Below are 13,542 nucleotides of genomic sequence, written 5' to 3' on the forward strand. Positions count from 1 at the left end.
CTCGCCGGGCCTGTCCCGTCGCCCGGCTGCGGGCCGCGTGACCGTGGGAGGACGGCTCCCAAGCGGAGGGCGCGCCCCCGACGTGCGTGGTGGAGCGGCAGCCGGGGGGGCGAGGCGCGGTCGGGCCCGCCGCGGGGGCGCGTGCATGGCCGATCAGCCAGGCAGGTTGGGGGCTGGCGGCTCGGAGGGCAGCGCCCCTCTCCGCGGCCGTGCGGCGTTGACGGGGCGCAGGCCGCCGGCCTACCTCCCGCGCGTGCCCGCTCCCCTGCCCATAGATGCCGTCCTGCCCGAACTCGTCGCCGCGCTGCGGGCGGCGGGGCGGGCCGTGTTGCAGGCCCCGCCCGGCGCCGGCAAGACGACGCGGGTGCCGCTCGCCCTGCTCGAGGCGGGGCTCACCCGGGGCCGCATCCTGATGCTCGAGCCGCGCCGGCTTGCCGCCCGCGCCGCGGCCGAGCGAATGGCGGCGACGCTGGGCGCAGAGGTGGGCGGCCCCGTCGGCTATCGCATCCGCGGCGAGGCGCGGGTGGGGCGCGCGACCCGGATCGAGGTGGTGACCGAGGGCATCCTGACTCGAATGCTGCAGGACGATCCCGGCCTCGACGGCGTGGGCGCGATCCTCTTCGACGAGTTTCACGAGCGTTCGCTCAATGCCGATCTGGGTCTCGCGCTCGTGCTCGAGGTGCGCGGGGCGCTGCGCGACGACCTGGCGCTTCTGCCCATGTCGGCCACGCTCGACGCCGCGCCGGTGGCCGCGCTGATGGGGGGCGCGCCCGTGATCACGGCCGAGGGGCGGGCCTTCCCGGTCGACCTGGTCCATCTCGACGCGCCGCTGGCGAAGGGGCGGCGGCCGGAGGAGGCCGTGGCCGACCTGATCCGGCGCGCGCTTGGCGAGACCGACGGCGGCGTGCTCGCCTTCCTGCCCGGCGAGGCCGAGATCCGGCGGACGGCGGCGGCGCTGGGCGAGCCGGGCGCGGGCGTGACCGTGCATCCGCTCTTCGGCGCGATGCCCTTCGGCGCGCAGCGCGCCGCCATCGCACCCGCGCCGCACGGCACACGCAAGGTGGTGCTGGCCACTGCCATCGCCGAGACGTCGCTGACGATCGAGGGAATCGGCGCCGTGGTCGATGCGGGGCGGGCGCGGCGGGCGCGGTTCGATCCGCGCTCGGGCATGTCGCGGCTGGTGACCGAGCGGGTCAGCCGGGCCGAGGCCACCCAGCGCGCGGGGCGGGCCGGGCGACTCGGGCCGGGGCGCTGCTACCGGCTGTGGACACGGGGCGAGGAGGGCGCGTTGCCGGCCTTCCCCCCCGCCGAGATCGAGATCGCCGACCTCGCGCCGCTCGCGCTCGAGCTCGCGCTCTGGGGCGACCCCGACGGTAGCGCGCTGCCGTTCCTGACGCCGCCGCCCGAAGGGGCGCTGGCCGAGGCGCGGGCGTTGCTCGCAAACCTCGGCGCGGTCGACGCCGCGGGGCGGGTGACCGACCACGGCGCGGCGCTGGCGAAGCTGCCGGTGCATCCGCGCCTCGGCCACATGCTGCTGTCGGCGGGCCGGGATGCGGCGCCGCTCGCGGCGCTCCTGTCGGAGCGCGATCCGCTGCGCGGGGCGCCGGTCGATGCGCGCCACCGGCTGAAGGCGCTGCGGGGCGACCGCGACGTGCCGGGCGAGATCAACCGGGGCGCGCTGGAGCGCATTCGCGCCGAGGCCAAGCGGCTGGCACGCCTCGCGCCCCAGGCGCCTTCATGCACGCCCGCCGAGGCCGCCGCGCTCGCCTATCCCGACCGGGTGGGTCTGCGCCGGCCGGGCGATGCGCCCCGGTGGCTGCTCTCGGGCGGCAAGGGCGCGGCGATGGAAGCGGGGGACGCGCTCGCCGGGCAGCGGCTGATCGTTGCGACGGACCTCGACGGCGACGCGCGCGAGGCGCGCATCCGCATGGCGCTGCCGCTGGCGGAAGCCGAACTGCGCGGTCTCTTCGCCGACCGGATCGGCTGGGTCGACGTGGCCGAGTGGTCGCGCCGTGATCGGAGGGTTGTGGCGCGGCGGCAGGAGCGCTTCGGCGCGCTCGTGCTCGACGACCGGGTGTGGCGCGATGCGCCGCCGGACGCGCTTGCCCGCGCCGCCCTGGAGGGCGTGCGCGACCTCGGCCTGCCTTGGTCGGAGGCGGCACGGCGGCTGCAGGCACGCGCCGTGCTCTGGCGCGCCGAGGGGGCCGACGTGCCCGACCTCTCCGACGCCGCTCTGGAGGCGGAGGCGGAGGCGTGGCTGCTGCCCTTCCTGGCGGGGGTGCGCACGGCCGACGACATCCGCAGGCTCGATCTCGTGCCGGCGCTCGAGGCGCGGATAGGCTACCAGAATCTGCGCCGGCTCGACGCCGAGATGCCGCCTGTCTTCACCTCGCCCGCGGGGCGCCGCCTGCCCATAGACTACGGCGCCGAGGCGCCCGAGATCGCGGCACGGGTGCAGGAGTTCTTCGGCACGACGGAGCACCCCTGCGTCGGCCCGCGCCGCCTGCCGCTGCGGCTGGTGCTGCTGTCGCCTGCCGGGCGGCCGGTGCAGGTGACGACGGACCTGCCGGGCTTCTGGGCGGGCTCCTATGCCGAGGTGGCACGCGACATGCGCGCGCGCTACCCGCGCCACCCCTGGCCGGACGCCCCCGGCCTGGCCGACCCGACGCTGCGGCCGAAGCGGCGCGAGTGAGCCGGTCGGGCCGCGGGTGCGGTGTGGCGACGTCGCGGGGGGGCGCTGCCCCCGTCGGCCCGTGCGGGCCGACTCCCCCGGGATACTTGGGGCAAGAAGAAGCCGGGGCGGCGGGCTTGCGGTGCGCTGCCCCGAGCCGGGCCGTCCGGCGAGCGTCAGGCGCGACCCGGGGCTTCGGCCCGGTCGGGGGCCCAGTCGGGGGCCTTGGAGGGGGCCTGGTCGGGGGGCGCGGTGAGGGCCTGGGCGTGGCCGCTGGTGGGGGAGGGCTCGTCGCCCTCGGCGTTTCCGGCTTGAGACTCGTCGGAGTCGGCGTGGGGCAGGGCGACGGCGCGGGCCACCTCGACGTCGACGATCGCGCCGAGAAGCACGACGAAGCCGCTGAGATAGAGCCACATCAGCAGCGCGATCACCGCGCCGAGCGAGCCGTATACACGGTCGTAATCGCCGAAATTGGCGAGGTAGGTGGAAAACCCCCAGGACACGAGGCCCCAGAGCGCCACCGCCACGATGGCGCCCGGCGTGATCACGCCCGCCCGGCGCCAGACGGGTCGCACCGCCTTTTCGCTCGGGCCGAAGCGATAGAGCAGGCCGATGGCAAGCAGGACGATGCCGATGCCGACGATCCAGCGGAGGATGTCGAGGGCGAAGCCCGTGTAGGGGCCGAGCGGCAGGAGCGTGAGCGCCACGGGGGCGATGACCACGGAGGCGAGCGCCACCAGGGCTGCGAGGATCATCGTGGCGGACATCGACAGCGCCACGACGGCGTGCATGACCCCGCCCCGCGAGCGGGAGCCATGCACCTTGTTGAGCCCGCCGATGATCGCGGCGACCCCAGAGCGCGACGCCCAGAGCGCCGCCAGAAGCGAGGCCGCCGAGGCCCATCCGAGGGTGGCGCTGGCGCCGCTGGCAAGCGATTCGACCTGGTTTTCGAGGATGGTGTAGCCGTCCTCCGGCATCATCGGCTCGAGCGTCTGCACTTCGGAGACCACCACCGCAGGGTCAGCGAAGAGGCCCCAGAGCGCCACGATCGCGGTCATGCTGGGGAACACCGCGAGCAGACCGTAGAAGGCGACGCCGGCCGAGACGAGGCCGATATTGATCTCGCTCATCCGGTCGGACATCGCGATGGCGACGCCCGCTGCCCGGGCGAGCGGCGCCGGCAGGAACCGCTTGAAATTCATGGGGCAAACCCTCTCCGTTCCGCGTCTGGCCCGGGCCGGGTGCGGCCCGCGCACCGCAGGCGTCCGCCCGGCCGCCCGCCTGCGCGCCCTTTCGCACCGGCTCCGCGCGCTCTACACTAACACCGACATGGACATAGTGAACGCCTCCACCCGACCGACCGTGGCGCCTGCCTCTCCGGCGCCGCGCCGGGATGTGATCTGCCCCCGCCGTCGGGGCCTGTGCGCATGAGCGACAATCGCGGAGAGGGGGTCTATCCCGTGATCGCCGTCCTCGGTGCGGGGGCGTGGGGCACGGCGCTAGCTGCGGTCGCGCGCAGGGCGGGGCGCGAGGTGCGCCTGTGGGGGCGCGACGCCGCGGCGCTGAGCCGGATCGCGGCGACGGGCCGGAACGAGAGCTATCTCGAGGGCATCGACCTCCCCGAGGGGCTGATCTGCGAGCCCGACATCGCCCGCGCCATCGAGGGAGCCGACTGCGTGCTGATGGTCACGCCGTCGCGCACCCTGCGCGAGATGGCCCGCCGCATCGCGCCGCATCTCGAGCGGCGGGTGCCGGTCGTGCTCTGCGCCAAGGGGATCGAGCAGGGCTCGGGCAAGCTGCTCGGGGAGGTGGTGGAAGAGGAACTGCCCGGCCACCGGATCGGCGTGCTCTCGGGGCCGACCTTCGCGCGCGAGACGGCGCTTGGGTTCCCGACGGCCGTGACGCTGGCCTTCCCTTTTGCCGCCGCCGACCGGCGGGCGCCGCAATCGGCGCCGGCCTCGCGCCTGGCGCTCTCGCTCGGCAATCCGATGTTCCGGCCCTACGTCTCCGACGACATGGTGGGCGTCGAGGTGGCGGGTGCGGTGAAGAACGTCATCGCCATCGCCTGCGGGATGATGACGGGCGCGGGCTATGCCGAGAACACGCGCGCCGCGCTCATCACCTGGGGGGTCGACGAGATGAAGAGCATGGCCGAGGCGCTGGGCGGGCGGCGCGAGACCGTCACCGGCCTCGCGGGCACCGGCGACCTCACGCTCACCTGCTCGTCGCCCACCTCGCGCAACATGTCGCTCGGCCTGCAGTTGGGGCAGGGGCTGCCGCGGCACGAGTGCTTCGAGGGACGCAAGGTGGTGGTCGAGGGCGAGGTCAACGCGGTGTCGGTGGTCAACCTGGCCGACATGATCCGCGTCGAGATGCCGGTCTGCCGCGCCGTCCACGCGATCCTGCACGAGGAGGCCGACCTGCAGCGCACCTTCGCCGATCTCTGGGCGCGGCCCCTCGTGGGCGAGCCGCGGGCGCTCGACATCGAGATGGCGCACCCGGCCGCCGGGCCCGACACGCCGAGGGCCGCCGAATGACCCCGATCTCCGACAGGACCTTCGTCCTCGCCACCGATCTCGACGGCACGTTCCTCGGCGGCTCGGAGGCGTCGCGCGACGCGCTCTACCGCTGGATCGAGGCGCGGCGGGACACCGTCGGGCTGATCTTCGTCACCGGGCGCGACCCCGAGTTCATCGTGTCGCTGACCCGGGGCACGCCGATCCCGACGCCCGACTACGTGGTGGGCGACGTGGGCACCACGATCGCCCATGTCACCGAGGAGGGGCATTGCGAGCCCATTCCGCACCTCGAGCACGAGATCGCCGCGCTCTGGGACGACGGTGCCGCCATGGTGCGCGCGGCGCTCGCCGACATGGCGGGACTGACGCTGCAGCCCACCGAATTCCGCTATCGCGTGAGCTACGACATGGACCCCGCCACGCTCGACCCCGAGGCGAAGCCGCGGATCGAGGCGATGGGCTACGACGTGCTGATCTCGGCCGACCGCTACTTCGACGTGCTGCCCCGTGGCGTGTCCAAGGGGCCGTCGCTGCGGCGGCTGGTGGCGCATCTGGATGTCGACGAACCCCGCGTGCTCTGCGCCGGCGACACGCTCAACGACCTGTCGATGCTGGCCTGCGGGCTGCCGGCGGTCGCCGTCGGCAATTCGGAGGCGGCCCTGCTCGAGGCCTTGCCCGAGGCGCCGCACATCCACCGTGCGCAAGGCCACGGCGCGGCCGGGATTGTTGAGGCCATCGCCGAGTTCCAGCTCCATCCCGAGATAGAGGAGGTGCGCCATGCCGTCTGATCTGGTGATCGTCTACCACCGCCAGCCCTACGAGGAGGTCGAGGGCGAGGGCGGCGAGATCCTCTACAAGGAGAACAAGTCGCCCAACGGCATCGTGCCCACGCTCAAGGCGCTGTTCGGCAAGGTCGAGCACGGCGCCTGGGTGGCCTGGAAAGAGGCGGAGGACCCCGCCAACCCCGATTTCGAGCGCGTGATCGAGATCGAGGACAGCTTCGGCAAGTACACCGTCTCGCGGCTGCCGCTGACGAAGGAGCAGGTGTCGAGCTTCTACCACGTCACCTCGAAGGAGGCGTTCTGGCCGATCCTCCACGCCTTCAAGGAACGCTACAATTACGACCCCGTCGACTGGCCGACCTTCCGCGAGGTGAACTGGGCCTTCGCCGAGGCGGCGGCGCGCGAGGCCGACAAGGGCGCGCTGGTGTGGATTCACGACTACAACCTGTGGCTGGTGCCGGGCTACCTGCGCCAGCTTCGGCCCGACGTGAAGATCAGTTTCTTTCACCACACGCCGTTTCCGGCGGCCGACATGTTCAACGTGCTGCCGTGGCGCGAGGAGATCGTGCGCTCGCTGCTCGAATGCGACGTGGTGGGCTTCCACATCCCCCGGTATGTCGCCAATTTCGTGCAGGTCGCCCGGTCGATGTTCGATGTGCGGGTGACCGAGCGCAAGCCGGTCAAGACCTCCGACGTGCCGCTCGGCTCGGCCCTCGACGAACGCTCGCAGCCCACCGAGATCGTGCTCGACGACGGGCGCAAGGTGGCGCTGGCCGCCAGCCCCGTGGGCATCGACACCGACTTCATCGAAAGGAACGCCCGCAGCGAGGAGACGGTGCGCGCGCTGACCGGCATCGAGGCCGACAAGGGCGACGGCACGCTGCTGCTCTCGGTGGGGCGGACGGACTACACCAAGGGCGGGCCAGAGCAGCTGCTGGCCTTCGAGCGTCTGTTGAAGCGCCGCAAGGACCTGCACGGCAAGATCCGGCTGATGCACGTCTCGGTCGTGGCCAACCGCAACATGACCGCCTACGCCGAGGTGCAGTCGAACCTCGAGCAGATCGCGGGCCGGATCAACGGCACCTTCGGCACGCTGGAATGGCAGCCGCTCGCCTTCATCAGCCAGCCGATTCCCTTCACCGAGCTGGTGGCCTACTACCGCGCGGCCGACATCGCCTGGATCACGCCGCTCGCCGACGGCATGAACCTCGTCTGCAAGGAATACGTGGCCAGCCGGGTCGATGGCGACGGTGTGCTGGTGCTGTCGGAATTCGCGGGCGCGGCGGTTCAGCTGACGGCGGCGGTGATGACCAACCCCTTCTCGCACCGCTCGATGGACACCGCCCTCGACCAGGCGCTGGCGATGCAGGAGGCGGAACGGCGCGACCGGATGGCGGCGATGCGCGAGAGCGTGCGCCGCGAGGATATTCGCGCCTGGGGCGACGCCCAGCTCGCCTTCGGCCAGAAGGCGGCGCAGGCGGCCTGAGCCTGGCCAGCGGCGGGGCGGCGACGCGACGTTGGCGCGCGTGGCCGCGCGCGATGCCTTCGGCGAGGATACTTGAAGCAAGAAGAAGCGGGGGCGCGCGCTTGTGTCGGGCGGGGCGACCCGTGGCCCGCGCGAAAGGGGGGTGCATGGCGGCGATCCTGACGCTCAACGCCGGCTCGAGCTCGATCAAGTTCGGTGTGTACGCGGCCGGGGACGACCCTGCCTCGCTGGCCTCGGGCCAGGTCGACCGGCTGGGCCCGGAGGCGCGGCTCATCCTCGAGGCGGGCGACGGGCGCGAGGAGCGGGCCGTCGAGGCGGCCGATCACCGGGCAGGGGTGGCGGCGATCCTCGAGGCGATCCGGCCGGCGACGGCGGGCCGCGAGGTGGCCGGCGTCGGCCACCGGGTCGTGCATGGCGGCACCCGGTTCGACGCGCCGGCCGAGCTGACGACCGAGGTGCGCGACCGTCTCGCCGAACTGGTGCCGCTCGCGCCGCTTCACCAGCCGCACAACCTCGCGGCGGTCGAGGCGGCGGTCGCGGCCTTCCCCGATGCGCTTCAGGTGGGGTGCTTCGACACGGCGTTCCATCGCGGCCACCCCTTCGTGGCGGATGCCTTCGCCCTGCCGCGGCGCTTCTACGACGAGGGAGTGCGGCGCTACGGCTTCCACGGCCTGTCCTACGACTACATCGCGGGGCGGCTGGCGGCGGAGCACCCGGCGCTGCACGCGGGCCGGGTGGTGGTGGCGCATCTCGGCAACGGCGCCTCGATGTGCGCCCTTTCGGGAGGTCGGTCGGTGGCCTCGAGCATGGGGTTCTCGGCGCTCGACGGCCTGCCCATGGGCACGCGCTGCGGCCAGATCGACCCGGGCGTGCTGCTCTACCTGATGGATCGGGGCATGGGCGCGGACGACCTCACCCGCCTGCTCTACCGCGAGAGCGGGCTGCTCGGCCTGTCTGGGGTGTCGCACGACATGCGCACGCTGCTGGCATCGCGCGATCCCGACGCGGAGGACGCGATCGCCTACTACACCCATCGCATCGCGCGCGAGATCGGGGCGATGGCCGCCGAGCTGGGCGGCCTGGACGCGCTGGTGTTCACCGGGGGGGTCGGCGAGAACGCTGCGCCGATCCGGGCGCGGGCGCTGGCGGGCCTGGAGTGGATGGGCCTCGCGGTCGACCCGGAGGCGAACGCCGCGAATGCCCGCCGGATCGGCGCGGGCGACGTGCCGGTGCTGGTGATCCCGACCGACGAGGAGCGGGTGATCGCCCGTGCGGTTCAGGAGGCGCTCTCCGCGGGCTGAGCGGCCTCGGCGGCGCCGGTGCAGCGCCAGCACCACGGGGCGCGAGCGCCACCGTCGCGGCAACCGGCAGGGCGAGGGCGAGCGCCACCCTGCCGACCTCCGCCGACCCCCGCCGACCGCCGCCGACCCCGGCGGAGATCGCGCGCATCGCCGTCGTCATGTGGGTGAGGGGGGCGCCACCACCGCCGCGAGCCAGGGCGGCATGGTCGCCGGATCGACCATGACGTTGACGGCGAAGACCAGCGGGAAGAGCACGGGGAAGCGGAGCGTCATCACCGTGGTCGACCTGCGCACGAGAAGGCCCGGCACGAGGAACATCCGGCCTGCGCCGAAGCCGATCGCCACGAGCGTGCCAGTGATCCCGGCCTCCGGGTGGAAGCCGAGCCCCAGCCCGATGCGGGCCCCGTCGTGGGCCCTTGCGGCGCGCTTCGGGGCGCGTCAGATTGCCCGGCGGCCGAGCGAGGGAGGGCAGCGCCATGACCGACGACGCGATCCTTGAGGAGCGGTCGGGGGGCGTCGTCCTGCTGACGCTCAACAAGCCCGGGCGCATGAACGCCTGGGACGAGGCGATGCGGTCCGACCTGATCGGCCGCCTGACCGCCGCCGGGGCCGACGCCGAGGCGCGCGCCGTCGTCCTGACCGGCGCCGGCGAGCGGGCCTTCTGCGCCGGGCAGGACCTGAACGAGCTCTCCGGCTTCGGGCCCGAGAAGGCCGAGGACTGGATCGACGGGTTCGCCCGCCTCTATCGCGCCGTCGCCTCGCTGGAGATTCCGGTCGTCGCGGCGCTGAACGGGGTGGCGGCGGGCTCGGCCTTCCAGTTCGTGCTGCTCACCGACCTGCGGATCGGACATGCCGGGGTGCGCATGGGCCAGCCGGAGATCCGCTCCGGCATCGCGAGCATCACCGGGCCGTGGATCATGCGCGAGACGCTCGGGCTGTCGCATACGCGCGAGCTCACCCTCTCGGGCCGGCTGATGGAGGCGGAGGAGGCGCTGCGCCTCGGCGCGCTCCACGAGATCGTGGAGCGCGAGGCAGTGCTGGCGCGCGCCATGGACGCCGCGCGCGAGCTGGGCAGCCGCCCGCGCACCGCAATGCGCCTGATCAAGCGGCGCTTCTTCGAGGTTCTGGAGCCCGGGCTCGACGAGGCCATCGACGCGGCCAGGCGCTATCACCGGCTGTCCTTCGAATCGGGCGAGATGCACGCAGAGACGCGCCGCTTCCTCGGCCGGGGCGCCGGCGATGGCTGACCTTCCCGGCCCGCTGCGGCCGCCCTTCGCGGGCACGGCGGGCGGGCTCCTGGCGGACATGGCCCGTCTCGCGCCGGAGCGGACGATCCTCGTCCACGAGGGCCGGGAGATCTCCGTCGGCGCGCTGGCCGCAGCCGCCCGCGCCGCCGCGGCCGGGCTGCGAGCGCGCGGCATCGGGCCGGGCGACCCGGTGCTCACCATGCTCGACGCCGGGCCGGACCACGTCGCCACCGTGCTGGGCATCGCGCTCGCCGGCGCCCTCTGGGTGCCGCTCGCACCGGACGCGCAGGGGCCCTCTCTCGCCCATGCGCTGTCGGTCGCCGCGCCAGTCCTCGGCCTCGTGGCGCCCGCGGCCGAACCGGCGCTCCGCGCCGCGGGCTGGGCCGGGCCGCTGGAGCACCGCCACGGCCACGGCTGGACGCCCGACCGCGGCCCGGAGATCGCGCCGCCGCCGGACCCGGATGCGCATCGCGCCATCCTGTTCACCTCCGGCACCACCGGCCCGCCCAAGGGCGTGATCGTCACCGAGCGGATGCTCCTCGCCTCCGCCGCCGGCTGCGCGCTGGCCAGCGCCTGCACGCCCGGCGACGGCTACCTGATGTGGGAGCCGATGCACCATGTCGGCGGGCCGCAGCTGCTGCTCATGGCGCTCGCGGGGCAGGCGCGGCTGGTCACGACGCCGCGCTTCTCCGCCTCCCGCTTCTGGGACGACGTGCGCCGGCATCGCGTCACCAAGCTGCACTATCTCGGCGGCATCCTCGAGATCCTGCTGAAGGCCGCGCCGCGCGCCGACGACCGCGAGCACCCCGTCGCTCTCGCCTTCGGGGGCGGCTGCCGGCCGGACGTGCAGCGCGCCTTCGAGGCGCGCTTCGGCATCCCGCTCCGCGAGGTCTACGGCATGACCGAGGCGTCGAGCTTCACCACGGTGAACCTGCGCGGTGTGCCGGGCGTGATCGGCACGCCCGTGCCCTGGCTCGACGTCGAGCTCGCCGGCGCCGACGGCGCGGCGCGCGACGGCCCCGCCGAGGGCGAGATCGTCGTCCGCCCGCGGCAGCCGGGCCTGCTGACGCCCGGCTATCTCGGCAACCCGGAGGCGACGGCGAAGCTGCGGCGCGGGGGCCGCCTGTTCACCGGCGATCTCGGCGCGCGCGACGCCGCGGGCACCTACCGCTTCCTCGGCCGGACGACCGATTCGCTCCGCCGGCGGGGCGAGAACGTCTCGGCCTGGGAGGTGGAGACGGCGCTCGCGGCCCATCCCGACATCGCCGAGGCGGCGGTGGTGGGCGTGCCCGCCGAGATCGGCGACCACGACATCCTGTGCTTCTTGACGATGCGCGAGGGCGCGGACTTCGCGCCGCGGGCGCTCGCGGCCTGGGCGCGCGAGCACATGCCGCGCGCGCATGTCCCCCGCTACTGGAAGGCGGTCGCCGAGTTCGAGCGCACCCCGAGCCAGCGCATCCGCAAGGACCGGCTCGACCGCAGCCTCGAAGGCGCCTTCGACCGCGGCGACCGCTGAGGCGGGGCGCTCTGGCATCCCGCCGGCGGCCCGTGCCAAATGCCGCCCGGGTCGACGCGACAGGGAGATCGCCATGCTGCTCTTCGACAGGTCGGAATACGCGGCGCGCCTCGCGCGCTGCAAGGCGGCGATGGCCGCCCGCGGGATCGACGTGCTGCTCGTCGCCTCGCCGGCCAACCAGTTCTGGCTGACGGGCTACGACGGCTGGTCGTTCTACACCCCGCAGATGGTCGTCGTCGCCGCCGACCGGGCGGAACCCGTCTGGATCGGCCGCAAGATGGACGCCGCGGGTGCGAAGTTCACCGCCTATCTCGCCCCGGAGAACGTGGTGCCCTACCCCGACGAATACGTGGGCTCCGACACGCTCCACCCGATGGATTTCGTCGCCGACCGGCTGATCGACATGGGCCTGTCGGGCCGGGCCATCGGGGTCGAGACCGACGACTACTACTACACCGCGCGCTGGGATCACATCCTGCGCCGGCGCCTGCCCGAGGCCGACTTCCGCGACGCCTTCCTGCTGGTGAACCGCTGCCGCATGGTGAAGTCGGAGCGGGAGCTGACCTACATGCGCCAGGCCGGGCGGATCGCGGCCGCCGCGCACGAGGCGGCCTTCGCCGCGGCCGAGGTCGGCGTGCGCCAGTGCGACGTGATGGCCGAGGTCTATCGCGTCACCACGGCGGGGCTGCCGGACTTCGGCGGCACCTTTCCCTGCAAGCCGCCCAACGCGATGGTGAGCGAGCGCTGCTCGGCGCCCCACCTGTCGTGGACGGACGATCCGCTCGTCGAGGGCGATATCTTCTACATCGAGCTGGGCGGCATCCGGCACCGCTATCATTCGCCGCTGTCGCGCTGCATCTATCTTGGCGAGCCGCCCGACGATCTCAAGCGGCTGGCCGACGTGATCGCCGAGGGGCTGGAGGCGGTGCTGGCCACCGTCCGGGCCGGCGCCACCTGCAGCGATCTCGCCGCCGCCTGGCAGGCGGTCAGCCGCCGCCACGGCGTCGAGAAGGACAGCCGCATCGGCTACCCGGTCGGCATCGGCTATCCGCCCACCTGGGGCGAGCTGACCGCGAGCCTGCGCAGCGGCGACGAGACGGTGCTGGAGCCGGGCATGACGTTCCACTGCATTCCGGCGATCTGGCTCGAGAAGTACGGCGTCGTCATCTCCGAGACCTTCGCCGTGACCGAAATGGGGGCCGACGTGTTCGCCGACAGCCCCCGCGAGCTGTTCGTGAGGCGCTAGGGCGCGGGGAAGCGCCGCGGCACGAGGCCCGACTGGAACCAGCGCACGAAGCCCTCCATGGTGAAGACGGGCAGCGCCGTGGCCGCGGCGATGTCGGCGGCGTAGGGCGTCATGTTGGTGCATTCGAGCACGATCGCGCCCAGATCGTCCTGCGCCGCCCGAAGCGCCAGCGCGGCCTCGACGTTGTCGGCCCGGGCCGCGTCGACGTCGAGCTCGGGCCGGTCGTCGAGGATCGCGCCGGTGAACTCGCGCATCCCCTCGGTCGTGCCCACGGGGGTGCCCGCCGGCACGCCGGCGGCGGCGAGATGCGCCTCGGTCAGGGTCGACGCCGAGATGGTCAGGATGCCCGCCCGCCGGTCGGGCGGCAGCAGGCGGTTCACCATGGCGACCTGCATCAACGACGAGGCCGCCACCGGCACGCCTGTCGCCTCGGCCAGTTCCTGCTGGAAGGGCGAGAGGAAGCCGCAATTGGTCGTCAGCCCGTCCACGCCGTCGGCCACCAGCTCGCGCGCCGCCGCCACGAAGGCATCCAGCAGGCCCTCGGCGCCGCGGCGCACCACCCGGTCGGGCGAGGCGTTGCGCACGACCCGGTAATGCACCGGAAAGTCCCATGTCGTCGCGTTGCCCATGTCGCCGGGGATGCGCGGGAAGCGCGCGTCGAGCATCAGGATGCCCACCGCCGCGCCGTAGATCGCCTTGTTGCCCGCCACCTTCATCGCCCAGCCCTTTCTTCCGAGAGTTGTCCCGCCCGTCGCGGGACGGAACCCGATTGAC

Annotated in this window: 11 protein-coding genes; 8 read left to right on the forward strand and 3 right to left on the reverse strand. The window is 73.5% G+C overall.

What is annotated here, in order from left to right; translation table 11 throughout:
- Positions 1 to 253: 253 nt before the first annotated feature.
- A complete protein-coding gene (hrpB, locus tag DLJ49_RS14445) occupies positions 254 to 2,692 on the forward strand; it encodes an ATP-dependent helicase HrpB (protein ID WP_115394336.1) in 2,439 nt (812 codons plus the stop codon).
- Positions 2,693 to 2,847: 155 nt separating this feature from the next.
- Here hrpB and DLJ49_RS14450 read toward each other — a convergent pair whose 3' ends face one another.
- On the reverse strand, positions 2,848 to 3,873 hold the full coding sequence (locus DLJ49_RS14450; RefSeq protein WP_115394261.1) for a YihY/virulence factor BrkB family protein: 1,026 nt from the start codon (positions 3,871 to 3,873) through the stop codon (positions 2,848 to 2,850).
- 225 nt (positions 3,874 to 4,098) lie between these two features.
- Here DLJ49_RS14450 and DLJ49_RS14455 point away from each other — a divergent pair, with 225 nt between their 5' ends.
- From DLJ49_RS14455 to DLJ49_RS14470, 4 genes are all read left to right on the forward strand, one after another.
- Positions 4,099 to 5,208 (forward strand): NAD(P)H-dependent glycerol-3-phosphate dehydrogenase, encoded by a 1,110-nt coding sequence (locus DLJ49_RS14455; protein WP_115394262.1) that lies wholly within the window; start codon positions 4,099 to 4,101, stop codon positions 5,206 to 5,208.
- Positions 5,205 to 5,978, forward strand: coding sequence for an HAD-IIB family hydrolase (locus DLJ49_RS14460; protein ID WP_115394263.1), 774 nt, complete (start codon positions 5,205 to 5,207; stop codon positions 5,976 to 5,978). Before DLJ49_RS14455 ends, DLJ49_RS14460 begins: the two co-directional genes overlap by 4 nt.
- Complete coding sequence (gene ggpS / locus DLJ49_RS14465; protein ID WP_115394264.1) at positions 5,968 to 7,458, forward strand: glucosylglycerol-phosphate synthase; 1,491 nt, start codon at positions 5,968 to 5,970, stop codon at positions 7,456 to 7,458. Before DLJ49_RS14460 ends, ggpS begins: the two co-directional genes overlap by 11 nt.
- A gap of 146 nt (positions 7,459 to 7,604) precedes the next feature.
- Entirely contained in the window at positions 7,605 to 8,759 is a 1,155-nt protein-coding gene (locus tag DLJ49_RS14470; RefSeq protein WP_115394265.1) for an acetate/propionate family kinase, read from the forward strand.
- A gap of 156 nt (positions 8,760 to 8,915) precedes the next feature.
- On the opposite strand, the gene DLJ49_RS14475 is transcribed toward DLJ49_RS14470, so the two are convergent.
- A complete protein-coding gene (locus tag DLJ49_RS14475; protein WP_115394266.1) occupies positions 8,916 to 9,104 on the reverse strand; it encodes a hypothetical protein in 189 nt (62 codons plus the stop codon).
- A 131-nt stretch (positions 9,105 to 9,235) separates the two neighbouring features.
- Here DLJ49_RS14475 and DLJ49_RS14480 point away from each other — a divergent pair, with 131 nt between their 5' ends.
- The 3 genes from DLJ49_RS14480 (at position 9,236) to DLJ49_RS14490 (ending at position 12,768) form a co-directional block, all read left to right on the forward strand.
- Entirely contained in the window at positions 9,236 to 10,006 is a 771-nt protein-coding gene (locus DLJ49_RS14480; protein WP_115394267.1) for an enoyl-CoA hydratase/isomerase family protein, read from the forward strand.
- Positions 9,999 to 11,522, forward strand: a complete 1,524-nt coding sequence (locus DLJ49_RS14485) for an AMP-binding protein (RefSeq protein WP_115394268.1) — start codon at positions 9,999 to 10,001, stop codon at positions 11,520 to 11,522. The genes DLJ49_RS14480 and DLJ49_RS14485 overlap by 8 nt, the downstream gene beginning before the upstream one ends.
- Positions 11,523 to 11,595: 73 nt before the next feature.
- A complete protein-coding gene (locus tag DLJ49_RS14490; RefSeq protein ID WP_115394269.1) occupies positions 11,596 to 12,768 on the forward strand; it encodes a M24 family metallopeptidase in 1,173 nt (390 codons plus the stop codon).
- On the opposite strand, the gene DLJ49_RS14495 is transcribed toward DLJ49_RS14490, so the two are convergent.
- The gene (locus DLJ49_RS14495; protein WP_115394270.1) at positions 12,765 to 13,484 is read right to left on the reverse strand and encodes an aspartate/glutamate racemase family protein; all 720 of its coding nucleotides are present in this window, start codon (positions 13,482 to 13,484) and stop codon (positions 12,765 to 12,767) included. The two genes, DLJ49_RS14490 and DLJ49_RS14495, sit on opposite strands and share 4 nt — an antisense overlap.
- Positions 13,485 to 13,542 lie beyond the last annotated feature (58 nt).

The sequence above is a fragment of the Rhodovulum sp. 12E13 genome (assembly GCF_003340565.1).
In the GTDB taxonomy this organism is placed as follows: domain Bacteria; phylum Pseudomonadota; class Alphaproteobacteria; order Rhodobacterales; family Rhodobacteraceae; genus HLUCCA09.